Origin of the sequence: Leuconostoc litchii (genome assembly GCF_008107645.1) — a bacterium.
Classification (GTDB): domain Bacteria; phylum Bacillota; class Bacilli; order Lactobacillales; family Lactobacillaceae; genus Leuconostoc; species Leuconostoc litchii.
Window position 1 is genome coordinate 808,894 of the sequence record NZ_SDGY01000001.1, and the last position, 25,740, is coordinate 834,633.

At 35.7% G+C, this 25,740-nt stretch carries 27 protein-coding genes and 1 tRNA gene; 7 read left to right on the top strand and 21 right to left on the bottom strand.

Annotated elements, in window-relative coordinates; translation table 11 throughout:
* Window positions 1-146 precede the first annotated feature (146 nt).
* On the bottom strand, window positions 147-1,070 hold the full coding sequence (locus ESZ47_RS03980; RefSeq protein ID WP_148604963.1) for a type I restriction endonuclease subunit R: 924 nt from the start codon (window positions 1,068-1,070) through the stop codon (window positions 147-149).
* A gap of 94 nt (window positions 1,071-1,164) precedes the next feature.
* Entirely contained in the window at window positions 1,165-2,991 is a 1,827-nt protein-coding gene (locus ESZ47_RS03985; RefSeq protein ID WP_148604964.1) for a ribonuclease J, read from the bottom strand.
* 284 nt (window positions 2,992-3,275) lie between these two features.
* On the opposite strand from ESZ47_RS03985, the gene ESZ47_RS03990 reads away from it, so the two are divergent.
* Entirely contained in the window at window positions 3,276-3,926 is a 651-nt protein-coding gene (locus tag ESZ47_RS03990) for a cell wall anchor protein (protein ID WP_148604966.1), read from the top strand.
* A 30-nt stretch (window positions 3,927-3,956) separates the two neighbouring features.
* On the opposite strand, the gene ESZ47_RS03995 is transcribed toward ESZ47_RS03990, so the two are convergent.
* A complete protein-coding gene (locus ESZ47_RS03995; RefSeq protein ID WP_148604968.1) occupies window positions 3,957-4,571 on the bottom strand; it encodes an ECF transporter S component in 615 nt (204 codons plus the stop codon).
* A gap of 114 nt (window positions 4,572-4,685) precedes the next feature.
* On the opposite strand from ESZ47_RS03995, the gene ESZ47_RS04000 reads away from it, so the two are divergent.
* Window positions 4,686-4,758: transfer RNA gene (locus ESZ47_RS04000), tRNA-Arg, on the top strand.
* Between the two features lie 29 nt (window positions 4,759-4,787).
* On the opposite strand, the gene ESZ47_RS04005 is transcribed toward ESZ47_RS04000, so the two are convergent.
* The 3 genes from ESZ47_RS04005 to ESZ47_RS04015 form a co-directional block, all read right to left on the bottom strand.
* Window positions 4,788-5,402 carry an ECF transporter S component gene (locus ESZ47_RS04005; protein WP_148604970.1) on the bottom strand — a complete coding sequence of 205 codons (615 nt, stop codon included), beginning with the start codon at window positions 5,400-5,402 and terminating at the stop codon, window positions 4,788-4,790.
* Window positions 5,403-5,503: 101 nt separating this feature from the next.
* Window positions 5,504-6,169: an ABC transporter ATP-binding protein gene (locus ESZ47_RS04010; protein WP_148604972.1), complete on the bottom strand. Its 666-nt coding sequence runs from the start codon at window positions 6,167-6,169 to the stop codon at window positions 5,504-5,506.
* A 62-nt stretch (window positions 6,170-6,231) separates the two neighbouring features.
* Window positions 6,232-7,701, bottom strand: a complete 1,470-nt coding sequence (locus tag ESZ47_RS04015; RefSeq protein ID WP_148604974.1) for an ABC transporter permease — start codon at window positions 7,699-7,701, stop codon at window positions 6,232-6,234.
* Between the two features lie 170 nt (window positions 7,702-7,871).
* Here ESZ47_RS04015 and mscL point away from each other — a divergent pair, with 170 nt between their 5' ends.
* Window positions 7,872-8,252 (top strand): large-conductance mechanosensitive channel protein MscL, encoded by a 381-nt coding sequence (mscL, locus tag ESZ47_RS04020; protein ID WP_148604975.1) that lies wholly within the window; start codon window positions 7,872-7,874, stop codon window positions 8,250-8,252.
* 37 nt (window positions 8,253-8,289) lie between these two features.
* Here the strand turns inward: mscL and ESZ47_RS04025 are convergent, their stop codons facing one another.
* The 9 genes from ESZ47_RS04025 to murI form a co-directional block, all read right to left on the bottom strand.
* Complete coding sequence (locus tag ESZ47_RS04025) at window positions 8,290-8,925, bottom strand: deoxynucleoside kinase (RefSeq protein WP_148604977.1); 636 nt, start codon at window positions 8,923-8,925, stop codon at window positions 8,290-8,292.
* Window positions 8,926-9,138: 213 nt separating this feature from the next.
* Window positions 9,139-9,729, bottom strand: a complete 591-nt coding sequence (gene ruvA, locus ESZ47_RS04030) for a Holliday junction branch migration protein RuvA (protein WP_148604979.1) — start codon at window positions 9,727-9,729, stop codon at window positions 9,139-9,141.
* A 76-nt stretch (window positions 9,730-9,805) separates the two neighbouring features.
* Complete coding sequence (locus ESZ47_RS04035; protein ID WP_244307555.1) at window positions 9,806-10,924, bottom strand: glycerophosphodiester phosphodiesterase; 1,119 nt, start codon at window positions 10,922-10,924, stop codon at window positions 9,806-9,808.
* Between the two features lie 93 nt (window positions 10,925-11,017).
* Entirely contained in the window at window positions 11,018-12,079 is a 1,062-nt protein-coding gene (gene queA, locus ESZ47_RS04040; protein ID WP_148604980.1) for a tRNA preQ1(34) S-adenosylmethionine ribosyltransferase-isomerase QueA, read from the bottom strand.
* Between the two features lie 93 nt (window positions 12,080-12,172).
* Entirely contained in the window at window positions 12,173-13,030 is an 858-nt protein-coding gene (locus ESZ47_RS04045) for a metallophosphoesterase family protein (RefSeq protein ID WP_148604982.1), read from the bottom strand.
* Window positions 13,027-14,082: a Holliday junction branch migration DNA helicase RuvB gene (gene ruvB / locus ESZ47_RS04050; RefSeq protein WP_148604984.1), complete on the bottom strand. Its 1,056-nt coding sequence runs from the start codon at window positions 14,080-14,082 to the stop codon at window positions 13,027-13,029. Before ruvB ends, ESZ47_RS04045 begins: the two co-directional genes overlap by 4 nt.
* Before the next feature lie 168 nt (window positions 14,083-14,250).
* Window positions 14,251-14,787: a YfcE family phosphodiesterase gene (locus tag ESZ47_RS04055; RefSeq protein WP_148604985.1), complete on the bottom strand. Its 537-nt coding sequence runs from the start codon at window positions 14,785-14,787 to the stop codon at window positions 14,251-14,253.
* Window positions 14,788-14,827: 40 nt separating this feature from the next.
* Window positions 14,828-15,436 (bottom strand): XTP/dITP diphosphatase, encoded by a 609-nt coding sequence (locus ESZ47_RS04060; RefSeq protein WP_148604987.1) that lies wholly within the window; start codon window positions 15,434-15,436, stop codon window positions 14,828-14,830.
* Window positions 15,433-16,269 carry a glutamate racemase gene (gene murI / locus ESZ47_RS04065; protein WP_244307556.1) on the bottom strand — a complete coding sequence of 279 codons (837 nt, stop codon included), beginning with the start codon at window positions 16,267-16,269 and terminating at the stop codon, window positions 15,433-15,435. Before murI ends, ESZ47_RS04060 begins: the two co-directional genes overlap by 4 nt.
* A gap of 87 nt (window positions 16,270-16,356) precedes the next feature.
* On the opposite strand from murI, the gene ESZ47_RS04070 reads away from it, so the two are divergent.
* The gene (locus tag ESZ47_RS04070; protein ID WP_148605728.1) at window positions 16,357-17,076 is read left to right on the top strand and encodes a YslB family protein; all 720 of its coding nucleotides are present in this window, start codon (window positions 16,357-16,359) and stop codon (window positions 17,074-17,076) included.
* 355 nt (window positions 17,077-17,431) lie between these two features.
* On the opposite strand, the gene rplS is transcribed toward ESZ47_RS04070, so the two are convergent.
* From rplS to ESZ47_RS04090, 4 genes are all read right to left on the bottom strand, one after another.
* Window positions 17,432-17,791 (bottom strand): 50S ribosomal protein L19, encoded by a 360-nt coding sequence (gene rplS, locus ESZ47_RS04075; RefSeq protein WP_004164446.1) that lies wholly within the window; start codon window positions 17,789-17,791, stop codon window positions 17,432-17,434.
* A gap of 123 nt (window positions 17,792-17,914) precedes the next feature.
* Window positions 17,915-19,615 (bottom strand): phospho-sugar mutase, encoded by a 1,701-nt coding sequence (locus ESZ47_RS04080; RefSeq protein WP_148604991.1) that lies wholly within the window; start codon window positions 19,613-19,615, stop codon window positions 17,915-17,917.
* Window positions 19,616-19,656: 41 nt separating this feature from the next.
* A complete protein-coding gene (locus ESZ47_RS04085; RefSeq protein WP_148604993.1) occupies window positions 19,657-20,316 on the bottom strand; it encodes a DedA family protein in 660 nt (219 codons plus the stop codon).
* 68 nt (window positions 20,317-20,384) lie between these two features.
* The gene (locus ESZ47_RS04090) at window positions 20,385-21,371 is read right to left on the bottom strand and encodes a LacI family DNA-binding transcriptional regulator (RefSeq protein ID WP_148604994.1); all 987 of its coding nucleotides are present in this window, start codon (window positions 21,369-21,371) and stop codon (window positions 20,385-20,387) included.
* Between the two features lie 146 nt (window positions 21,372-21,517).
* Here ESZ47_RS04090 and ESZ47_RS04095 point away from each other — a divergent pair, with 146 nt between their 5' ends.
* Genes ESZ47_RS04095 through ESZ47_RS04105 form a run of 3 tightly spaced genes read left to right on the top strand, consistent with a single transcriptional unit; the run spans window position 21,518 to window position 23,705 of the window.
* Window positions 21,518-22,534 carry a zinc-dependent alcohol dehydrogenase family protein gene (locus tag ESZ47_RS04095; protein ID WP_148604996.1) on the top strand — a complete coding sequence of 339 codons (1,017 nt, stop codon included), beginning with the start codon at window positions 21,518-21,520 and terminating at the stop codon, window positions 22,532-22,534.
* A 2-nt stretch (window positions 22,535-22,536) separates the two neighbouring features.
* Window positions 22,537-23,274: a DUF6198 family protein gene (locus ESZ47_RS04100; RefSeq protein WP_148604998.1), complete on the top strand. Its 738-nt coding sequence runs from the start codon at window positions 22,537-22,539 to the stop codon at window positions 23,272-23,274.
* A 47-nt stretch (window positions 23,275-23,321) separates the two neighbouring features.
* Window positions 23,322-23,705, top strand: a complete 384-nt coding sequence (locus ESZ47_RS04105; RefSeq protein ID WP_148605000.1) for a VOC family protein — start codon at window positions 23,322-23,324, stop codon at window positions 23,703-23,705.
* Between the two features lie 52 nt (window positions 23,706-23,757).
* On the opposite strand, the gene trxB is transcribed toward ESZ47_RS04105, so the two are convergent.
* Window positions 23,758-24,723, bottom strand: a complete 966-nt coding sequence (gene trxB / locus ESZ47_RS04110) for a thioredoxin-disulfide reductase (protein WP_148605002.1) — start codon at window positions 24,721-24,723, stop codon at window positions 23,758-23,760.
* A gap of 125 nt (window positions 24,724-24,848) precedes the next feature.
* Window positions 24,849-25,724 (bottom strand): UTP--glucose-1-phosphate uridylyltransferase GalU, encoded by an 876-nt coding sequence (galU, locus tag ESZ47_RS04115; RefSeq protein WP_148605004.1) that lies wholly within the window; start codon window positions 25,722-25,724, stop codon window positions 24,849-24,851.
* Window positions 25,725-25,740: the final 16 nt, after the last annotated feature.

The following is a 25,740-nucleotide window of genomic DNA, read 5'->3' on the forward strand; positions in this document are numbered from 1 at the left end:
CATTTTTCAATATATTATGAAAAATGTTTATAAATATATTTTACAACGCAAGCCGTCAAAAGACAACAAGTAACTTGCATTTTTCCGGCTTTTGAAGCCAGAAATTATTATACCGATTTATCAAGACAATGTAAACCATTTTGAACTTAATTTTCAAAAAAACTCTCTGTTAAGAAGTTCACTTTTTTATGCCACTGCTTTTGATCATTTGGTTCTTCATCAAAAAAATGATTATAATAACGTGCAACTGTGCTATCTACCCATTTCTCTACATCAACTATCACATCACTGACTTGTGGATATAAAAATGTTAACTCAATACGCAATTGATGACTTAACATCTCCAACGCGATAGGATCATCATGACCTAATCTATTTTCTAATAGTGCTATAGCCTCTTCAAAAATATCTGAATCTGTTAGTGGCGTAATTTCAGTGAGCCGTACAGTATATATTTCATCATCAAGCCAACGATACTTGATTGATTCATCAATTTGTAGTTTCTGAATATCTTCTAATAATGTTGCGCGAATAATTGGTAATGCATAAGGATCAATCAATAAAAATTTAGCTCCAATAACGAATTGTGCTACCGGTAAATGCCGAGCAGACTCATAGCGATCTCGTTGGGCTATCAGATCATAGTCACTCATGTGATAGAATTGCCTAGCAATTGTATCTAGCGTCGTCTTCATTGTTTCTTGTGCACGATCTTCCGCTTGACGAATTTCTTGTAACACATCTTCCACAACGTTTAAATCGTCCCACAAAACAGCCAACTGTTGTGCATAAACAAAATTTTGATTTTGTACAGCAAGAGCAACAACCATTCTAAAATTAGATTCATCATCCAAATAGTTTAACAAAAAATCATCAGCGTATGACGAGGCCAATTGATACTGCTCATCCATGAATAAAGCAGTCACTAAACGATAATTCACTTCGAAAGTCTGTACTTGTTCATACAACGTTGCTAAAGTTTCAGCTGCATCATGCCAATTTTTTTGTTTAGTTTCCATTTTAGCACGATTCATTAATTCTTGATTTTCAGGTGATATATTTTCATCCATAGTTTATGGTGCACACATACAATTTCTGTACAGTGTACGCACTAACTCCTTTCAAAGATTCAAAAGCCCAACTCGATTGAGTTGGGGCCTTTTATTATTCAGTAGTTTTGTTCTGTATATTTTTTTTAGCTGGGCGACGAACATTCTTTTTATTATTTTTATTTGGTGATGCCTTTTTGGGCATTTGTCGTTTGTTAGCTTGATTATTCGACGATGTTGTTGTTTTGTGAAGATTTGGACGTCGATTCTGGTTGACTTCCATCACCACAGGCATCACCATAGGACGACGTCTTGTTTGTTCAAATAGAAAGCGTGACAGAACATCTCGAACGCCTGCCTTTAACTCATTCCAATCAAAACTTTTGCTGTTACTTAAATAATCTTCAATTTGTTTAACTGTTAAGTCAGATGCTTCTTTCATTAAGTCGCGATTCGCTTTAACATAAACAAACCCACGTGAAGTTAGCTTTGGCTTTGATACCACTTGACGCTTCTTACGATCAATTGTTACCACTGAAACAAATACACCATCTTCAGACAAGATTCGACGATCACGTAACACCACATTACCAATATCACCAATACCTGAACCGTCAATCAAAGTTTCTCCAATTGTAAATGAATCTTTTAACTCAAATTGGTCATCAATCAGCTTAAACTGATCACCTTTTTGAGCCATCATAATATGATTTTCAGGTAAATTAACTTCTTCAGCAGCACTTTTGGCAGCTGACATCACACGATATTCACCTTGAATGGGCATAAAATAATTGGGTTTCATAATGTTAATCATCATTTGCAAATCATTTCTTGAAGCATGTCCACTGGAACGCATATCATTGCTAATTTGTTTAACATCGGCACCTTGTTTAAAAATCATGTCACGCGTTTTGGCGACAACACTTTCCATCGCTGTAGATGGTGTTGTTGTAATGAATACAAGATCTTCGGCTCCGATTTTGATGTGTGAGTCCTCGCCATTCGCCATGCGATTTAAATGCTTAACAGGTTCTCCCATACGCCCGGTTTCAAGAATAACAGTTTCATGAGCACTTAAATTTTTCATGTTCTTAAGGCTAACAAATAGCTGACTTTCTGATAAAGGCAATTCTAATTTTTTTAATTTGATGGCTGTTCTAACAACATTCTCGATATCATTACCTGACAATACAAGCTTACGCTTCGTTGCAGCAGTCGCATTAACAATTTGCTGAATTCGTTGAATATTTGAAGCAACCGCAGCAACAATAATACGCTTTTTCTTATTGTCACGGAATGTTTCTAAAATATAATCACTAATTTTAGATTCGTTGACTGAGTCCGCGCCACCTTCGGTGCCCGCAGCATCAGCTAATAGCGCCAACACTTTGCCTTGACCAACTTCTACTAAACGAGAAATATCTGTGCGATAATAACTTTCAGCTGTTTGATCAAACTTAAAGTCGCCAGTGTATACAATCTGACCATATTCTGTTCCGATAACAATGCCTAATGATTCTGGAATTGAATGTGTTGTGTTAAAAAATGATACTTTTACATTACCAAAATCAATTTCAGATTTTTCATTAATTACTTGGTAATCGTCATAGTCTTTTAATGCTGGTTGTTCTTTAATAGCTAACTTAGCTAATTCAATTGTGAGTTCCGAACCGAAAATAGGTACATTAACTTGTTGTAAAAAGTATGGTAACCCACCAATAGCGTCAGCATGCCCATGTGACAAAAAAACACCAGCAATTTTTTCAGTATTTTTAATTAAATATTCAAAATCAGGTACAACTACATCAACACCTAATTGATCTGTTTCCGGATACTTTAAACCCGCATCTAAAATAAAAATCTCGTCATTAACTGTGACGGCATACATGTTTTTTCCGTTTTCGCGGACACCGCCAAACGGAATAATACTTAAATCTGTCATTAATCTTTCCTTTGTGAATGTGTTACTAATTAAGATGGTTAACATCATAATACACACAATAGTTTATTCGTATATTTATGAATAACAGGATCCTACTGGTCTAAAACACTGAGGGGGTCCTTGTTGCTTGTCTCGATACGTAATGCTTCTATTTTAGCATACTTTTCGTCTCTTTTCTGTTATTATTAAAACAGTCATCAATATCGAAATCGATAATTGCTCTATTTGTTTAACCAACTATTGATTTAAAATATTTTTATTGATCGAAAGGGATTAGAATTTTCATGCAACGTCATCCATTTAAACCATCACATAAACTTCGCAACATTATCATCACTTTAATTGCTCTTGCAATCATTGCATGCTTAATCTTCGTAGTTGTTGGACAACAAACTGATAATAGTACATCATCATCTTCGAGCAAGGTTTCTCACAGTTCAAAAAATACTTCTGGTAAGAAAAAATCAAGCTCATCTTATGCCATTTCAAGTAGTAGCGTATCGTCAGACTCATCTTCAATAATTAGTTCTTCCACCAGTGTTTCTGCAGCCCCTTCTGTAGCTAGCAGCGAAGTGTCACAGGTACTTAGTAGTGCAACTAACGATGCTACGCAAACGCCCGTGCAAGATAATAGTGACACTTCTAGCGTTAACACTAATTCGAATTCATCATCTGCAACATCTTCATCCACTACAACTACTTTTGGTAACTGGTCTTTATCTTCATATAATCAAGTTGCCACGGGGTCAGCAACTTATGATCAAATTCGATCCACATATGGTAATCCTACATATCTAACTGCCGACAGTCAGTATGCTTATGCTACTTGGCAAAGTCAAAGTGGTGCCAAGGTATCTATTGTGTTTACACCTAGTGGTGAAGCTAATAACATTCAGCTTATCGCAAGTAGTAAAACTCAATCAGGACTACAATAAAAAACGACACATGTTAGTGTCGTTTTTTATTTACCCTTTAATACCGGCTCGTTCAGCAATAGGTACTATCACATTACCAATAACCGCTACCAATATAACACCGGTAATAATTTCAAATAAGCCATTGAAAGAAACAATCCCAATCAACCAGCCTAATATATTATGATTAGGAATACCAGTGAAATTTGTCTTCATGATTGTAAAACCTACTGCAGTTAATAAAACAACACCAACAGTGTTAATCAAAGCGGCTAGGGCGCCGAGAACGCCTAATCCTATTGTACGAATACCTAAATTTTTACCACGTAACCATTTATTAAAAATTATGCCTATGATTAATCCCACCAAAATGCGTGGGATAAAAGCGGTGAAAGGATTTTGAAACATTAGTGAACCAATTGATCCTGGTGTAGACCAAGCTTGCCAAAAGGTTATTAATCCCCAAAAACCTCCAATCAAGGCGCCTCTACGTGTACCTAAAATAATAGCTGCAATAGCAACTGTAAATTGAATAATAGTAGGCTGTGCTCCCACAACAACCGCACCAAGAGGAATATATCCAAGCCAAGGAATCAATACCTGTAATAAAATAATTGCCATGAAAAAGGTTGTTACTACTAAATATTTAGTTTTGCTATTGGTCATGATAAAATTACTCCTGTATAATTACTATTTAACGCTTTATATCATATCATAAGCAAACTAATTTCATTTAAGATTTGTTTTTATGTTCAAATATCGGTATAATCTATTAGTATTGCGTCTATAGTTCAACAGGATAGAACGAGAACCTCCTAAGTTTTAGCTCCCAGTTCGAGTCTGGGTAGACGCATTAAAAAAGATGTCATTAGACATCTTTTTTTATCCTCTAATATTGGCTCGTTCAGCTATTGGTAACAAAACACTACCAATTAAACCGACTAAAACAAAGCCCACAATAATTTCAAATATCGCATTGAACGAAACAATACCTATTAGCCAGACCAAAATATTATGCAAAGGTACACCAGTGAAGTTTGTACGCATTATATTAAAACCCAACCAAGTTAATAATACTACACCGATTGTGTTAATTAACGCAGCTAGTATACCCGAAATACCCAACCCAGTGAGTCTAATTGCAGTTGATTGATTTCTAAATATCCTATTAAACACATAGCCAACAATCAGTCCAACCAACACACGTGGAATAATAGCAGTCAGCGGGTTTTGAAACATCAATGACCCAATTGTTCCTTGGTGTGTCCAAGCGTTAACAAATGATAGTACCCCCCACCAACAGCCAACAACTGCGCCATATTTCGGCCCCAAAATAATACCAGCAATAGCGACCGTAAATTGAATAATGGTTACTGATGCACCTACAATAAATGCACCAAGAGGTAACAACCCAAGCCAAGGTACAAAAACTTGAAGAAATACAATAGCTACAAATAACGTGGCTATCATAAAATAACGTGTATTAAAATTAGTCATAATTAACTCCCCAAAATTGCGTATGCCCTAAACTATATAGGTACAAACATATTTTGTCAATAAAATGCCCCTTACAATAAAAGTAAGAGGCATTTTATTTTTTATTCGCTGACTATTGTAAAAGTTCTATTTTTCAAACTAATTTGGACATCAGCCGCTTGAGCCACATTCGGTTCATGCGTTACCAAAATAACAGTTTTACCTATTTCATGTGCTAATTCTTGAAATATTTTAATGACTTCTTGTGTATTTTCTTCATCTAAATTACCTGTCGGTTCATCAGCAATTACTATATTAGCATCAACAGCAAGAGCTCTAGCAATTGCTACCCTTTGTTGTTGCCCACCCGATAATTGCTGTACATTTTTGTCAGCTAACGTATGATTTATACCGAGTTTTTCTAGCGTATTATAAATGTATTCCTTATCACCAGCATGTTTTGATTTAGTCATTGATAATGCGGAAGCAACATTTTGAGCAGCTGTCATATAATTCAGTAAATTGTACGATTGAAAAATAATAGCAACCTTTTGATTACGATATTTTGTTAATCCATATTTAGTAATATCTTCCCCATCAAGAGTAATTATTCCTTCCGATGGTGTATCTAGTCCAGCTAAAAAGCTAAGTAATGTGGTTTTTCCTGAGCCTGATTGTCCTACAATACTGTATAACATTTTAGGTTCAAAAGACATATTGATATGTTCGTATAGTGGTTTTTCTTGAGCATTATATTGATGTGTAAGGTCTTTTATCGCTAATGTCATGGATGATTCTCCTTATTTATAAAATGATTTTAATTTATCTTACGATGCACTAACACATCTTTCTATTCATTTGACAAAATCTTTTTTGGCTTTAATCGGAAAATAGGTGTTGATCCAGCAACTACTGCCACTGCTATAATGCCTAATCCCAAACCGCCAAGCTCAGCCATAGACTTTGCACTAATTTTAGCTTTCAATGTATTTATTTGATTACCACTAGCTTTCATACCTGTTTGATTAGTTTGGCCACTACTTGAAGGTCCTCCACCATTACCACCAGGCTGTTGACCGCCACCACCAAAACCAGCCCCAGTACTGGTTGTTTGTGTTGAAGTAGTTTGCTGTGAAACTAATTGTTTTCCAACAGCATTACCTACGAAGTTGCCAGCCACACCAGCAATTACTAGAGAAACAAGCAATACTGCAAATAATTCTGAAAAAAGCTGTAAAATAATTTTAAATTTACTTTCACCTAATGCCATTAAAACACCAATTTCATGACGACGCTCACGAATCATCAACACTGTGATTAATGCCAAGATAATTGTACCGGCAATACCGACGATCCAAACAATTTTATTAGCAAAACTTTGTACATTCTTCATTGGTTTCATCAATAAAGCATATGTTTCAGAACTAGAAGTCAAACTGAAGCTACTTGAAATCAACTTTTTGGCTGCCTTTGTAAAGGCTTTTTCTTTAGATGAGTCTGTTAGTGTATATACAACACTTGTTACAGAAGAGGTATCACCATTTATCGTCCCCGCTAACGTATAACTTGAATAAATTGTATTTGATGGGTCACTCATACCAGGTCCACCTTGACTTGATGTTGACGTTTTTGCCTTATAAATACCAACAACTGTCAAAGTATATGTTTTTGAATCATCATCTGTCGTTTTCACTTTAATTGTGCTACCGACTTTCAGATTGTTACTTGTTGCCAACTCACTTTCTATGACCACGTTATTAGTATTCTTATCAGAGGCTGTTATGCCACGTCCAGATGTAATTTTATAGCTTTTAGATTTGAAGTTAGATTCTGCAGCTGTAGTTGACACACCACTAACGGTGATATCGCCACTACTTGTAGATCCGCCAAATCCACCTTGTCCCCCGTTACTTGAAGATGATGTCGTAACTGCAGAAAAACCACTAGCATTAACTGAAGCACTATTACTGTACTGATAGCCAGCTACGTTATTTAAGGCGGCAATTTTTTCAGCTGTTTTTATTTTTACACTTGGCATTGTAATAGCCGTAGGCGCTGTATTCGATGAAGAACTACTGCTTGTCGAAGATGAACTACTTTGGCTCTTTCGCATTGAAGCAAAAGCCTTTTCACGATCAGCGCTCAAAGTCACTGTTGTTCCAGCTGAGTTTTTAGCACTATTTGTTGCTTGAATCGCCGCACTTTGAATAATAATTCCTGCCAACACAAATATCATAATGGCACTCATCACCAATGTAATCAAAGCTGTTCGCCCTATCTTCTGTCTCAAATAGAGTACAGCACGCTTGATAAAATCCATAATAATGGCTCCTTAACATTTCTTAATATCGATAATTTATCATCTTTAAATTAAATTCATATCAATTAAACGAAAATTAAAATCTGCAAATAGCTCTTTTATTGGTAAAAAACGGCTTTTATTGTATAATTTAAACAAGAATAATTTTAAAGAATTGAGGATGGGACTTAATGTTATCAGAATTCAAAACTTTTATCATGCGTGGTAATGTACTTGACTTGGCTGTGGGTGTTATTATTGGTGGTGCTTTTACAGGGTTAGTTAAATCATTAACAACAAACTTAATTGGTCCAATCATCGCTTTTGCAACAGGCGGTACTTCAGATTTGACGAAACTACAATTAGTTATTACAAAAACTTTGACATTCAAATATGGTGCATTTTTGAATGATGTGATTAATTTTCTGATTACAGCTTTTGTTGTCTTCTTGATTATCAAGTTCATTAATCGCTTATTCAAATCGAATAAGAAAGAGGAAGCTAAGGCTAATCCTGAATTAGAAATTCTAACAGAAATTCGAGACTTGTTAGATGCTGAGAAAAAAGCTTAGTCAATAAAAAAAGAAGTTCAAATTTGAACTTCTTTTTTTATTGACGAATAACTTTTAAGGCATCATCAATTTGATCTAGAATAATTTTTTGGTTTTCTTCTTCTTCTAGATCATATTTTTGTAAATCTATTTTAATTTTAGGTGAAGCGTCGTAGGCATCAAACCAATCACGATATGCTGCCCACATTTTATAATAGTACTCGCGTAAACCATCATTATCATCAAATTGTTCGTAATCACGGCCACGCTTTTTAATACGGTACAAAATTGTCTCAAAATCTGTTTCCGCATACACCATTAAGTCTGGTGCTTTTTTAGGCAACTTTTGTAACTCTGCCATCATATTGCTTAACAAGCTAGTATAAACATCCATTTCTGCATCGGAAATATTACCATCTTTATGATTTTCTTCTGTAAATAACGCATCCTCATAAATGGAACGATCAAGTACATTGTTGTCATCCGCCAAAGCTTGCTTAATCATATCAAAGCGACGGTTCAGAAAATAGATTTGCAATAAAAATCCATACTGCTTGGGATCAGAATAATAAAGTGGTAAAACTGGATTATCCCCCACTGGTTCATAAAATGCTTTTGTGTCCATATGTTCTGCAATCAAACTTGTTAGTGTTGTTTTACCAACGCCAATCATACCCGCAGTAATAATCACCATGACAACCTTCTTCCTGATTTTTCATTATTTTCGCTAAAAAATTAATTCAAGCGGTCGCTGATAAGCGATTTTTGTCATATTATTTGTTTCTTTTTATACAAACAAAAAGTATTTTTTAGACAATATTTATTATATCAAATGCCCCCTTTAAAATAAATATACCTCACCCAACAGATGGCATAGAGAAAATAAAAACAACCCTAACGGTTGTTTTTATTTTACTAATAATTTTAAAGCAGAGCGAATATAGCCATCTGTTGTATTATGTTCTCTGTTAATTTGCTTTGAAACTGCTCTAACATCTTTAACTGTGTAGCCCAAAGCAATTAACGCTTCTAGCGCATCTTCCAGTTCCTGAGAATGATTTGAATCACGCTTGGTTTGTGGTGTAGCACCAGTATCTACTAAATCATCTAGTTTTCCTTTTAAATCTAAAACAATTTGCTGAGCTGTTTTCTTCCCCACACCTGGAAATTGCATCAGATACGATACGTTATCTTCTGAAACTGCGTCAATCAAGCCTGCCGCATCACCATTAGCTAGAATAGCTAATGCACTTTTAGGCCCTATTCCTGAAACATTGAGCAATTTGTTAAACAAAGCCTTTTCATCAGCATCAATGAAACCATATAAGCTTATATCATTCTCACGAACAATTTGTTGTACATACACATGAGACTCAACATTTTCTTCAAAGCGATAAGGGTTGGCACTATATAAGCGATAGCCCACGCCACTGCGGGACGCGATTACGATATATGACGGCGTAATATTCGTAATTAACCCATTAATATATTCATACATTGATACGACAACTCTCTTTCAAATAGTTTCTTTTAGTTTAGCATAAAATAAATATTCAAACATTTACAAGTTTGCTTTAATTTAAACTAAAACTGTTAGCGTCTGTTGTAATTTCGTCTACGCCTAAGCCGATATAGTAAGGAAACTCATTTGGCGATATTGTCCAAACATTTAAACGACGTTTTTGTTGTTTAAGTGTTTGAATTGTTTGTAGCGTCAACTTTTTTCCATTAATATCTAAACCGGCTTTTGGCCCTAATTCGTTCAATGTTTTCACTAAATCAGTTGCTTCACTGGAGGAATCCCATAGTAATTCCAGAGATATATTTTTGTCTAATGCGTATATATGCTTTAATACATCTGCTTGTAAGCTAATTATCGTTGATTGTTTATACAAATGCTGACTTTTTATTGTTGTCATTAAGCTTTGAACATCACTATCACTCATTTGATCTGCTGGTTGTTTAATCTCAATAATTGGACGCAGTTGATTATAAGACATTTCTGCTAAATATTCTTTTAAAGTTGGTAAAGTCAACAATTTATATTTCTCAACATTAACACCTGAATCAATATGATATTGTTTAATTTGAGCTAATGTTAAATCTTTAATAGCACCTTGACCATTAGTCATGCGATCAATTGTGCCATCATGACTTACAACCCATTGCTTATCTTTTGTCAACCAAATATCAGTTTCTGCACCATAGCTTCCTTTCGCAAGCTGAAATGCAGGTAATGAGTTTTCAGGAGCAAGGTTAGAAGCCCCTCTGTGAGCGATTAGCTTCGTTTGAAATTTGCCATCTACTAGATACTGTACACTGCCATCGTGAGAAAAATAGTACGTCTTTTGACCAACTGTTTTTAATTGATTTTTTACAGCTAATTTCGTAGCCGAATCAAAATAATATGTTTTTGAACCTACTTTTTTCAAACCACTTTGGCGTTGTCCATTTTTAAAATAGTACTTCTCAGTTCCGTCAGACAAATAACCATTGGCTTCCTCCGCCATCTTATAATATTTGCCATCTATGTAACCTGAATGTGGTGTTAGTCCCACAGAATCATTGTCAATTTGATTTAACACAACTTTTTCTAACATGGTTGGTGGTTCCACCATACCAGATTCTGAATTGACCACTGTAGCGTAAAGCAATCCCAACAAAATGGTACATAGACATAAAATATACTTCATATTCCCCCCTGTGATTCATTCCCACAATAATTTATTCAATAAACAAATAAAAAATACGTCTGCTAATCAGATGTATTTTTTAATTTTGTCTGTTTATTTATGAATAAACATCGCATCTCCAAAACTAAAGAAACGATACTTAGCATCCACTGCATGTTTATAGGCGTGAAGTATGTTGTCACGACCAGTAAAGGCTGCAACTAACATAACTAATGTTGACTTGGGTAAGTGAAAATTAGTGATAAAAGCATCAACAACTGTCCATTTATAGCCTGGCTTAATAAAAATATCAGTCCAGCCAGAATCCGCTTGTAGCATACTGTTATATTTTGTGCCAATTGTTTCTAAAGTGCGAATAGATGTTGTTCCTGTTGCAACAATTCGTCCCCCTTGTTTTTTAACTAAATTCAAATCATCTGCAGCCTCTTGGCTTAATTGATAAAATTCAGAATGCATTTTATGATCTTCTATGTTTTCTTCATCTACAGGTCGAAATGTACCTAACCCAACATGAAGTGTTAATTCTACTGTCTTAATACCCTTAGCGCGAACTTTGTCTAATAGCTCAGGCGTCCAATGTAATCCGGCCGTTGGCGCTGCTGCTGAACCATCAATCTTGGAGTAAACCGTTTGATAACGTTCCTGATCATCAAGCTTTTCTTTAATATATGGTGGTAAAGGCATCTCACCCAATTGATCCAGTAATTCCATAAAAATGCCATTGTAATGAAACTCAATGTAACGGCCACCATGCTCTAGTTCTCCAACAACTGTAGCAGTCATAATGGGATTATCAAGGTCGTCTCCGAAAACGATGGTTGACCCAACAGGAGATTTTTTAGCTGGCTTCACTAACGTTTCCCAAACATCCCCATGATCTTGTCGGAGTAACAAAACTTCAGCATGTCCGCCTGTTTCTGGACGTGCACCATGTAGACGTGCCGGTAAAACACGTGAGTTATTCATTACCAAAGCATCGCCTGGTTTCAAATATGTTAATATATCGTAAAAATGCTTATCTTCATATTCACCAGTTACAGCATCTAATGCTAATAGTCGTGAAGAATCTCGTTGTTTTAATGGTGTTTGTGCAATCAATTCTTCCGGTAAATCGTAATCAAAATCTGATAATGTATATTTCTTTTCTTCTGCCATGGTTATATCGAATCCCTTTAAAAATAATCTAAACTCCATTGTAACATACTTGTTCACAAAGGAAAAAACAGCTGATAGCCGCACTTATAAAAGTTATAAATGTCCAGTATTACCGCTCAAGCCTGTTTCTTTTTCAAATTCAAATCCAGTTTGTGATACTTTTTCTAGTTCATCAGCAGACAAAATCTTATTTTCATTTGGAATATGGAATTTATCCAGAACGGAACTATAGTCCAAATCGTGTTTATTCAAATATTCAACTAACAAAGCTAACTCATGTCGCTGTGTAGCGGTTGGTTTATTAATCGTGATGTTTTCATCAAACGATCGCTCAATTGAACGGTCAAAACGTTTATTATTCGACTCAATAGTATATTCACTTTGAATCTTATCTAATCTTTTTTTCAGTTCTATATGCAATTCTTCAAAAGAAATTGGTTGACCAAACCGACGCTGTTGCATCAAAAATGAATCGAGTGACAAATTCACCATACCCGCTTGTTTATATTCTGCTTCATGAATATGACCATGAATTGATAAAATAGGATACGGTAAATCAATTGCATAGTGACTTAGCCAAACATTGATGCCATCAATTTTCATTGCTTTGGCCGTCTCGATGTACTCAATAATATTTGTTTCAGGAGCCTTTAATGCTGCTTTAAGTTGATCTGAATGATCATGATTTCCTTTAAAAAAAACTTTTTTTCCATGTAACCGACTAATTTGGGCCACAAATTCTTGCTTTTTACGAAACATACCCAAATCACCAAGAAAATAAACAGTATCCTCGTTAGTTACTGTTTCATTCCAAGTCTTTTCCATATATGTATCCATATTTTCAAGTGTTGGCTCAATGTTCATCGCGCGTAATGACGCTGTTCGCGACTTGTCAAAATACAAAATCTTCTCATGATGAAAATGTGTGTCTGAAATAATAAAATTTGTCATAATTCCCTTTGATAGGCGTGTCCTAAATGATTATAGCCAGATTCCGTTACTACACGACCACGTGGTGTTCGCTGTAAAAACCCTATTTGCAATAAATAAGGTTCCACCATAGCCTCTATTGTTTCTGCCTCTTCACCAATATTAGCAGCGATCGTATTTAAACCAACCGGACCACCTTTGTAGTACTCAATCATTGTCTCCAGTAGCTTATGATCTGTTTCGTCAAGCCCTTTGTTATCAACACGCAACTTATCTAATCCTATGGTTACAATACTTTTATCAATCGCTTCCTTGCCTTGTACTTGAGCAAAATCACGTACTCTTTTTAATAATCGATTGGCAATTCGTGGCGTGCCACGAGAGCGTAATGATATTTCATATGCACCCGCTGGCTTTATAGGTGCTTTAAAGATATCAGCAGTGCGCACAACAATTTGTTGCAACTCTTCAGGTGTATAATATTGCAATGAATTAATAATACCAAAACGATCACGAAGTGGTTTTGATAGCATTCCAGGTCTAGTCGTTGCACCAATTAAAGTAAACGGTGGTAGTGGGAAATGCACTGGACGTGCAGTCGGACCTTGTCCCACCATAATATCAACAAAGTAATCTTCCATTGCGGAGTACATGATTTCTTCAATATTAGTTGGCACGCGATGTATTTCATCAATGAACAAAATATCTCCTGGTTCTAATTCATTCAATAATGCCACTAAATCGCCTGGCTTTTCAATTGCTGGTCCTGAGGTTGTCTTAATATTAACATTCATTTCATTAGCAATAATCATTGCCAGAGTTGTCTTACCCAGTCCCGGTGGTCCAAAAAGCAACACATGATCTAACGCTTCTTCACGCTGTTTGGCAGCTGAAATATAAACAGCTAACTCTTCTTTTAGCGCTTCTTGTCCGATGTACTCACGTAAAAATTGCGGACGTAATGATAATTCATTATGTTGCTCTTCTGAATTTGCTACTGCATCTCGTAATAACTGATCTGTATCTGAATCTTCTTCATACCATTGATTAAATTGTGTTTTGTCTTCTGTCATCGTTTATCCTATATTGTCACGTTCGACCTTACTCTCGAGTTGTTACGCTAATAACCGCCTCTGAAAAATATTTGACGTAATAAAAACCCCTTAAGCTTATAAATAAATTATAACAAAGGAGTTTCTATATTTTAGTGTATTTTGCGCATTCGAATTAATGAATAATTTTTATCGCGCTACTTTTACTGTTAAATCAGGGATAACTTCGTGTTGTCGACTATAAAATGTCACAATATATTGCTCAGCTGTCACTTCTAAAATAGCATATGTGCCACCAATATTAGCATGCGGTCCTTTAGGTAAAGTGGTTGAGCCTGGGTTAATAAATAATTTATGATCAAACACCACAGCGCCTTCTTTGTGTGTATGTCCGAACAAAACAACATCTGCATGCGCATCATTAGCTTCTTCATTCATTAATTTTAGGTTAGCCCATTGCAAAATTGCTGTTGCATTATAAAGATGTCCGTGTGTTTGGAAAAACGTCACATTATCAATAACAGTTGATCGTGCCTCAGCAAAATCAATGTCATTATCCATGTTGCCAATAACTGTCGAAACACCAGCAAATACATCGTCAGTAGCACTCAATTCAGAGTCCCCATTGTAAAAAATGCCTTCTACCTGACCATGCCACTTATTCAAAGTATCTACTAATATTTTTCGATCACCGTGTATATCTGAAATAATTAAAAATTTAGCCATTATTTGTTTTGACTGCAATGACTCATCAAGTCATTGATAGTCATTCTCCTTTCAACCATTCTGGTAACTGTTCACCTAGTTTTTTCAAAGCCAAACCACGATGACTAATATTATTTTTTTCATCTGGCGACATTTCTGAAAAGGTTTTATCTAATTCTGGTACAAAAAATATTGGGTCGTAGCCAAACCCACCGTGTCCTCGTTCAGCATCAGTAATGTAACCATTAACTTGTCCATCAACAACTAGTTTTCTTCCTTTTGGATCACGTAAAACAATCACACTATTAAAATGAGCCGTGCGCTGTGCAACAGGCATACCTGACAATTTATTTAGTACTTTGGCAATGTTCGCTTGGTCATCATGATCACCAGCATATCTAGCTGAATAAACACCTGGTTCACCATGCAAAGCATTTATTGATAATCCAGAATCATCAGCTAAGATATAATCATTTGGAGCAATTTGAGCAATTGTCTCAACTTTTTTTGTAGCATTTTCTTCAAATGTAGTACCATCTTCAACAATATCAGGAATATCATTCCCCAGTTCACGTAAAGGAACAACCGGTAATGTCACATTAATCGATGCCAAAATAGCTTCCATTTCAGCGATTTTATGGGCATTATTACTAGCTATAATTAATCTCATTTTTCATCCTCCAAATGATTGTCCACAATATTAAGATGACGTACATCTAACTCATGCTCACGCTCAAGCCAACTACTGGCAATTGTATTAAATATATTCAGATCACCAGTCGTATTATAGATATCATTGTCATGACTGTACGTTATTTCAGAACGTAAATTCATTTGCTCCAAATAACGTGTCATGACATCTACAGTTTTTGCACCAGAATCCACTAACGTTACCCCCGATCCAACTGCTTCTTGAATGTAAGTTGCCAATAAGGGGAAATGTGTACATCCTAAAATCAAAGTGTCAATATTTTCCATTTTAAGAGTACTTAAATGCTGCATCACAATGTCATGTGCCTCTAAACTAAGAAAATTATTATTTTCAACTAAAGCGACAAAATCTGGTTCAGCTTGTGCAAAAATTTCAATATTAGGATTAAGTGTCAACATTTTTTTACTATAAACGTGTGATGATACTGTTCCTTGTGTAGCAATTAAACCAATTTTGTTGTTTTTACTTGCTGAAACTGCTGCTTCTGCACCCGGTTCGATAACACCTACAACAGGAATGCTCAATTTTTGTTGTAGTTTTGACAATGCTCTTGCAGTAGCCGTGTTACAAGCAATAACCAACATTTTAATATTTTGTTCATTAATCAAATAATTGGCCATCTGAAAAGTATAATCAATAACCTCTTGTTCAGATTTTGGTCCGTATGGCATACGCGCTGTATCGCCAATATAAATTAATTGTTCATTAGGCAATTGCTTCTGGGCTTCTTTGACAACTGTTAAGCCACCAATACCTGAATCAACCAAGCCAATAGGATTATTTTTTATCATATAATTAATTATGACGAGGATAATAAAAAATGCAAGCATTTGAACACTAATATTGTGTATAATGAAATGAAAGGATTTTCGTCAACCATGGATATCAACGATTACGATAAAATTTTACAAACAAACTTTCAAGTAAACAGTTTTGCACTCAGTTTGCTACGTGATGGTCTCTTAAAGAATTTACTTCAAGAAGATTACCCGCATATTTTGTATTGGGCTGGTAAAGAAATCGCTCGCCAATTTCCTACTGATACGCTATCTACCGTCAAAGAATTTTTTGCAAACGCTGCATTTGGTGACTTGGAAATTCAATCACAAAATAGTAAAAATCAACGATGGATATTAACTGGTGATTTAGTCAAACAACGTCTAGCCTTAAATAAAAATGCTGACTTTAGTTTAGAAGCAGGATTTTTGGCTCAACAACTTGAAGTTCAAACTGGTGCAATTGCAGAGGCAAACTTTAAATATTTAAAGAAAAATGAAGGTGTTACTTTTGAAGTTATTACCGATTTATCTGAAACAGTTAACGTAGACGATTTAAGGCAACGTGCAGCTGCTCGAGATTCTTTCTTAGATCGAACACACAATACAACGGAAAAAGCTACGGTTGTTGAAGTTCGTGATAATGATGATATTTCTCGAGAACAATCTATCACCGATTCCCTGCTAGCATTTAAATTTGATGAAACTGTTATGCCTACTGAACAAAGTACAGGATTAAGTGCATTATCTGGTGAAGAAATTGATCCATTTAATGTACCTACGCCTACCCCAACAGAAAATTCACAGTCTCCTTTTAAATAAAAAACGCTGACATAAAATCAGCGTTTTTTATTTTATTTTTATAAACTCAATAGCAAATAAAAAGCCCCTGACCGAAGAGGGGGGTTGGTCAGGGGATTGATAACCGAAGTTATCGTGTATCAATCAACAATTGGGGGAGTTGATTGATGCATTACTGGGGGAAGTAATGAAACTCAAATGTTATTTGAGTATATACCTATTATAGACTAATTTATTCGTAATATTGTGTCCAGACTTTGACAAAAACATTACGTGACAATGACATGATATTTAGTGATGTAAATAACTTTTTATATCACTAAATTCATAGAATAGAAAAAAGGCATTTCTACTGAAATACCTTTCTTTGTATAACTTAAACGTCGCGACGACGTTCTTTAATACGAGCTGCTTTACCTTGCAATGCACGCAAGTAATACAACTTTGCACGACGTACTTGACCAAAGCGAGTAACTTCAATCTTTTCAACACGTGGTGAGTGCAATGGGAATGTACGTTCCACACCAACACCTGAAGAAATCTTACGAACAGTGTATGTTGCTTGGATGCCAGCACCCTTACGCTTAATAACAACACCTTCAAATAATTGAACACGTTCACGTGATCCTTCGACAATCTTGGCATACACTTTAACAGTGTCTCCAGCACGGAATGCAGGAATATCAGTACGTAATTGTGCTGATGTAACATTTTCTAAAATAGTATTTTGACGCATTGGTCATTCTCCTGATCGACAATCATACACTTGCCCTTAGGCTAAACGCACAGCGGATTATCGTTAATATCGGCTTCAATAGCCACCTGTCATTGTAACAAACTATAAACGTTCTGTCTAGTTTTATTTTGCTCGCTTCATCAAATCTGCAGAAATAACATCAATTTTTGCTTGAGATTCCTTCTGAGAATTAGATTCAACGCCAATATAAAATTTCAACTTTGGCTCAGTTCCTGATGGGCGTAGAGCAACCCATGAACCATCTGCCAACCAATATTTTAATACATTGGCTCTAGGCTGAGATAACGTTATGGTTGATCCATCTGCTCTGCGTTCAAGTGATGTTGAAAAATCTTGTACACGCACAACTGCTATGCCACCAATCTCTGTTGGCTGATTATCACGAAAACTAGACATAATAGCTGACATTTCATCATTACCATGTATTCCCGGGAAATCTAAGCTGATTGTCTTTTCTTCAAAGTAACCAAATTTTTCAAATAATTCGTACAGGCCATCAGCGAATGTTTTACCCTGTGACTTATAATAAGCAGCCACTTCCGCAAATAAAACAAGTGCTTGAATGGCATCCTTATCATGTGAAAATGGTTTTACTAAGTAACCAAAACTCTCTTCAAAGCCAAACAAGAACGTATGTGACTTTGTTTCCTCAAATTCATCGATAGTTGCTGCAATATATTTAAACCCAGTCAAAACATCAGCAGTTTCAACACCAAAGCTTTCAGCAACTTTTGATGCAAAACGTGATGATACGATTGAAGTCACAATTGAACCATTATCTGGTAACGTATTAGTGTCTTTTTTTGCCGTTAATAAATAATTCACTAAAACGGCAGCAATTTGATTACCTGTCAAGATTTGAAATGTACCATCGGATAGCTTAACAGCTGCACCCATACGATCCGCATCAGGATCCGTTGCTACAACAGCATCAGCACCCTCACGCTTAGCATATTCAATGGCTAATGATAAAGCTGCCGCATCCTCAGGATTAGGCTTTTTTACTGTTGGAAAGTCCCCATCAATCACTGCTTGTTCTTTAACAATTGTGTAGTTAGTGAAACCCGCTTGTTGTAATGCTTTCTCACCAATATATTGTCCTGTTCCATGTAATGGTGAATAAACGAACTTTAATGATGCCCCTTCTTTTGCAACAAGGTTATCATTAACAGTGACGTTCTTCATTTGCTTCAAATACTTATTATCGATGTCATCATCAATAACTTGTACATTTTTATTTGTTTCATCTAACTCAATATGGAAAATATCAGTAATGTTTGATAATTTATTAACAATCGTTTCAACGGCTTCTGGCACCATTTGTCCACCGTCTTCACCATAAACTTTGTAACCATTATATTCCTTGGGATTATGTGATGCAGTGATCATGACACCTGCAAAAGCATTTAATTCGCGTACAGTAAATGATAATTCTGGTGTCGGACGCAATGAACTAAAAAGATAGCTCTTAATGCCATGTGCTGACAATACTTGCGCCGCATTAGAAGCAAATTCTGGTGAAAAATGACGTGAATCAAAACTAATCGCAACGCCACGTTGCTTCGCATTTTCTCCCTGCAAGTCAATATAACGAGCTAAGGCTTCCGTTACTTGACGTACGGTAAAAATATTCATACGATTTGTGCCAGCACCGAGGATACCACGCATTCCTGCTGTTCCAAAACTTAAATTTTGATAAAAAGCGTCTTCCTGTTCTTCCTGCGTATAGCTTGCCAAATCAGCAGCCAAATAATCAGGTAATGCCGCATTTTGCCATTGTGTAAGGGCTTCTTTGTAACTCATGATTTACCTTCTTTTTCGTAATTTCTTAAATTATAACAAATTTACTTTCGAATAAACAATTGAATAATTTGTTCTCGATATTTTGGTACCCTTAAAATAACTATAAAAATAATTGCTAATATGATAAGGATACCAACTAAAACACCTCTTGATATTTCAAGATGACCAATAAAGTACCCAATTGAAACCATGACCATTGACCAAAGCAAACTTGCAAAGGCTGACATTCGTAAATATGGGACAAAGGCCAATCCTAAACGATGCGCCAATAGTGGCACAGTAACCCGAATAAAAGGCAAAAATCTTCCTAACACAATAAACAACAACCAACGTTTAGGATGAAAGTTTTTTGCAATTTGCTCAATTAAGTCACTATGAACATATTTTTTTATAATAGGAATTTTGCCAAACTGTTTCGTAATATATGCACCAAACCAATAATTAACCCCATCACCCACAAAAGAAGCTATTGCAAAAACAATAACGACGAGCACTAGTTCAAAAATATTATGATGTGCACCCACAAAACCACCGACAGTTATTAGAATAGCATCCCCAGGAATAAATCCAGTTAAAATACCTGCAGTCTCAACGAAAATTAATAAAAAGAGCACAAAAAAAGTCGACAGTGAAAATTTTGTATCACTAGCAATTAAATTTGTAACCCAGCCAGGCGTTGTTGCTAACGTGTTTAAAAACATTTTCCCCTCCAAAATGTCCCTATCGCATAGTTATTAGAATCGTAATTGATTCACAGTCAAACCACAATTTACACATTATTTTCTGGTTGGTATAATTCAACCTCAAGCAACTCGTTATTTTGTGGCGCTTCACCCGGATTCTCAATAACCGCAAATAATACATCAATCAATACTTGTGCCGCCTTTTTAACCGGTTGTATGATTGTTGGTAAGTCTGGATGCAGTTGACGCACAATCGGTGTACCATCATATCCGATAATTTTGACATCTTCAGGCACACGCTTACCAATTTTTCTCAGTGCATTTTGTAATTGAATTGCACCTACATCGTTATAAGCGAATACACCATCAATATCATCATCCACTACGTAGTTAAGCATTTTCTCAACATCTTCTTCGGTAGCAAACCCTTGCAAGTTGAAATTTTGTTGAAAAATTTCCGCAGATGAATTCTCAGTAGCACGTAAAAAGCCATCATATCGATCGTGTGTTGGCGATGTTGACCCATCATCATCAATCAATATCAGTAAGCGTCTTGCGCCAGTAGAAAGAAGATACTTTCCGGCTAAATATCCGCCTTCTTCATTATTTTCAGATACAATTGGAATATCATCAGAAAGATAACGATCATACGAAACAATCGGTAAATAAGTATTTTGATATTCTTCAATATCCAAATTGTGAGATGAAGTTATAATTCCCTCAACTTGATTAGCAGCTAACATCTGTAAATACTGTTGCTCTTTTTCAACATTATTGGCCGAAGCCGCAATAATTACTTTGTAACCCTTTAGGAATAATAATTGTTCAATCTCATTTGCTAATGCAGTAAAGAATGGATTTTCCATATTAGGCAAAATAAGTCCAATAAATTGTGACGATTTACCTTGTAATGAACGTGCCATTGCATTGGGCTGGTAATGTAGTTCCCGCATTGCAGCATGAACCTTGTCAATCGTTTTTTGGCTCAATGAGCCATAGCTGTTAATAACACGTGATACTGTTGTTACAGAAACGCCAGCCAGCGCTGCAACATCACTTAATTTTGCAACCATTACATACCTCCATAGTCTTATACTATTTTATCACACGCGTAACAAATATAATCGAAATTAATTCTCTATATGACTTGACTTTACTATATCAAAGGTTTAGCATAGTCACCGTAAGTTACTTTTGTCACAAAAAAGGAGAATTAATCATGGAAGCACTTGTGCTAACAGGAACTAAAAAGTTAGAAGTAAAAGACATTGACCGTCCAAAGGTTTTGCCTAATGAAGTTTTGATTCATACAGCATTTGCTGGTATTTGTGGTACTGACCACGCACTATATGCTGGTTTGCCAGGATCTGCGGATGCCGTTCCTCCAATTGTTTTGGGACATGAAAATTCTGGTGTTGTTGCTGAAGTTGGTTCAAGCGTTACTAACGTTAAAGTTGGTGATCGCGTAACTGTTGATCCTAACATTTATTGTGGACAATGCAAGTTCTGCCGCACTGCACGCCCTGAATTATGTGAAAACCTATCAGCTGTTGGTGTTACACGTGATGGTGGTTTTGAAGAATTCTTCACGGCTCCTGCATCTGTTGTTTACCAAATTCCTGACAATGTTTCATTGAAGTCAGCTGCTGTTGTTGAACCCATTTCATGTGCTGTTCACGGTATTCAATTGTTGAAAGTTACTCCTTACCAAAAGGCTTTGGTAATCGGTGATGGCTTCATGGGTGAATTGTTTGTTCAAATTTTGCAAGCATATGGTATCCACCAAGTTGATTTAGCTGGTATTGTTGATGAAAAGTTGGCAATGAACAAGGAAAAGTTTGGTGTAAAGAACACATACAATACAATGAAGGGCGACAAAATCCCTGAAGGTGAATATGATGTTATCATCGAAGCTGTTGGTTTGCCACAAACGCAAGAAGCAGCTATTGAAGCATCAGCTCGTGGTGCTCAAGTATTGATGTTTGGTGTTGGTGGACCTGATGCTAAGTTCCAAATGAACACTTATGAAGTATTCCAAAAGCAATTGACAATTCAAGGTTCATTTATTAACCCTAATGCATTCGAAGATTCATTAGCTTTGCTATCATCAGGTAAGTTGGATGTTGAAGCATTGATGTCACATGAATTGGACTATAAGACTGTTGATGATTTTGTTAACGGTAAGTTGGGTGTTGTATCTAAGGCTGTTGTGAAGGTTGGCGGCGAAGAGGCATAATTATGACTCAAAACGAAACGAAGACGAAAAGCTCTCGAACCATCTCAATGAGTTTATCGATTACCTACTTTATTATTTCCCTAGTCATCAATGCTATGGGTAATGTATTGACTTTAGTTACCTCTAATCATATTCACCCTGCCTTTCTTGGTTCTGCATATTGGACTGCGGCAGAAGCGAATTTGGGTAACGCTATTTTAGGAAATAATTCACTTGCATTATTTTGGGCTTTCTTAGTTCTTGGTATGTTAATCTCATTCTTAAATGCATTTTTGATGAAAAAGCTTGATTGGAAAAGAATTTTAGGTAACTTTGTATTTATGTTACCCTTCTCAATTTTCATTCAATGGTTTGCGAATATTTTCAATCAAATTATGCCCGATGCAAAGTCATTACCAATGGTAATCTTGTACATTGTAATCAACTTTTTCGGTGTAGCACTTATTGGTACTGCTATTTCTATCTACCAGCGTGTAAATTTGGTTTTGCACCCTGCAGATGATTTAATGCAAATTCTACGTTTTAAGTACTTTAAAGGTTCTGCTTTTAAAGCAATGTGGGCTTCATATATCCCACCAACAATTTTTGCCATTATTGCTTTTGTTATTACGTTCCCAAATTTATATAATTTTGGACTAGGTACACTTTTCGCTTTCTTATTCCAAGGCGGAATAACTGGAATTGCTGATAAACTAGTGTTTCATAATTTAGATCATCAAGCAGTTGATGTTGGTGAATAAATAATTCATTAGTATAATGTAAAAATATTATTTTTGGAGGAAAAATTATGGCTTTTTCTGATTATTACTCAGGTTTGCAACATGTTGGTATCCCATCATCTTCACTAGAAAATTCTGAAGCATTTTGGACAAAATTAGGATTCAAGAAAACTGGTGATTTCCCTGCTGGAAATGTTATCTTCTTGCAACGAGAGAATTTAGTAATTGAAACTTGGAGTGGTGACGAAGTTGTTGGTAAACCAGGAGCTATCAATCATCTTTCAATGGACACTACTGATGCAGATGCAGCTTTTGAAGCTGCTAAGTCTGAAGGATTTACTTTGATTGATTCTGAAGTACAACATTTACCATTTTGGGATAACGGTATTAAGTTTTTTAATGTCCAAGGTCCTGATGGTGTTATCGTCGAATTCTGCGAAATTGTTAAATAAAGAATTCATAAAAGAAAAAGAACCAATGATGTAATTCATCATTGGTTCTTTTTTATTGAACAATGTCTTCAGTAGCCTTCTCAGTAGTTGGTAAACTACTAATATAATCATACACACCTTGTCCAGCCAAGCTACCATCACCAACAGCAGTAGTAATTTGTCGTAAATCTTTCACTCTAACATCTCCCACCGCAAATATGCCAGGTATTGTGGTTCTCATTTTATCATCGGTAATAATCCAACCTTCAGAGTCTGTAATGTTTAGATTTTCAAAACCTTGTGTATTAGCTTTTAAACCTACATAGATAAAAACACCAGAAGTATCGATATGGCGTTTTGTATTTGTTTGATTATCAATAACATCAACACCCGTAACCTTTTCATCATCGCCGGTAATAGCTAACACTTCTGTCTGCCATTGAAACTTCATTTTAGGATTATCAAAAGCCCGATTTTGAATAATCTGTTGTGCGCGTAATTTATCACGACGATGCAAAACAGTAACTGATTTAGCTAAATTTGTTAAATACAATCCCTCCTCGATAGCTGAGTCACCACCACCAACAACCAAAACATCTTCGTTACGGAAAAAAGCTCCGTCACATACCGCACAATAACTCACGCCACGTCCTTGGAATTTATCTTCACCATCTACATCCAAGTGTGTGTGTTCGGATCCAGTCGCAATTATAATGGCTTTAGCGGCATAAATGCCCATGTCAGTATGAATAATTTTTTTATTATTTTTAATTTCAATACTTTCTACCGATCCAAACCCATATTCAGCACCAAATTGAGTCGATGAGGCATACATTTTTTCGGATAAATCAGGTCCTAAAATTGAATTAAAACCTGGATAATTCTCCACCTCAGCTGTGTTATTCATTTGACCACCATAAATACCGCGATCCAACATCAACACTGTTAAATTAGCTCTTGACGCGTATGTAGCTGCAGTCATTCCCGCTGGTCCTGCCCCAATCACAACCACATCATATTCTTTGATTTTATCTGTCATAAATACCCCTTCACTTACTTTTTGTTAATATCAATTTTACTCGATTATTTAATCATTGTCGAGTATCACGTTTACTAGAGTAATTAAAAAACAGGAGTTGAGAATCCTGTTTTTTATTACTCTAATTACAACTTAGCAGCTAATTCTTTGATATATGCACGTAGCGCATCTTTTGTTTGTGGATGCTTCAATCCAAACTCTATATTTGTCTCTAAGAATCCTATTTTTGAACCAATATCATAACGGCTGCCCTTAAATTCATGAGCATAAACATGTTGACGATTATTTAATGAATCAATTGCATCTGTTAATTGAATTTCATTACCTTTACCAGGCTTAGTATTTTCCAATTCTTCAAAAATTTCAGGGGTCAAAAGATAGCGACCAATGATAGCTAAATCTGAAGGTGCTTCTTCAGGCTTTGGCTTTTCCACAAAAGTTTTTACCCTATAAAGGCCATTATCATCAACTTGTGCTGCAGGATCAATAACGCCATACTCTGAAACTTGATCATGCGGTACCTTCATTACGGCTAACGTTGACTCTCCAGTTTCTTCATAACGTCTGATCAATTGCTTAGTCAATGGTTCTTCATCTTGCATCAAGTCATCACCTAACAAAACAACAAAAGGTTCATCACCAATGAATGCTTTAGCGGTCAACACAGCATCACCAAGCCCCTTGGGATGTGATTGACGAATAAAATACATGTTAATATCTGTAGTTTCTTCAACTAACTTCAACAATTGATCTTTGCCTTTTTCACGTAAATTATTTTCCAATTCTGGATTTGAATCAAAATGATCCTCAATGGAACGTTTTGACTTCCCATCAACAATAACAATGTCTTCAATCCCTGATTCAATAGCCTCACGTACAATATATTCGATTGTAGGCGTATCAACAATAGGTAACATTTCTTTAGCTAATGCCTTAGTTGCTGGCAAAAATCTAGTTCCTAGACCTGCTGCTGGAATAATGGCTTTACGTACTGGTTTCATAATTTTTTCCTCTTTA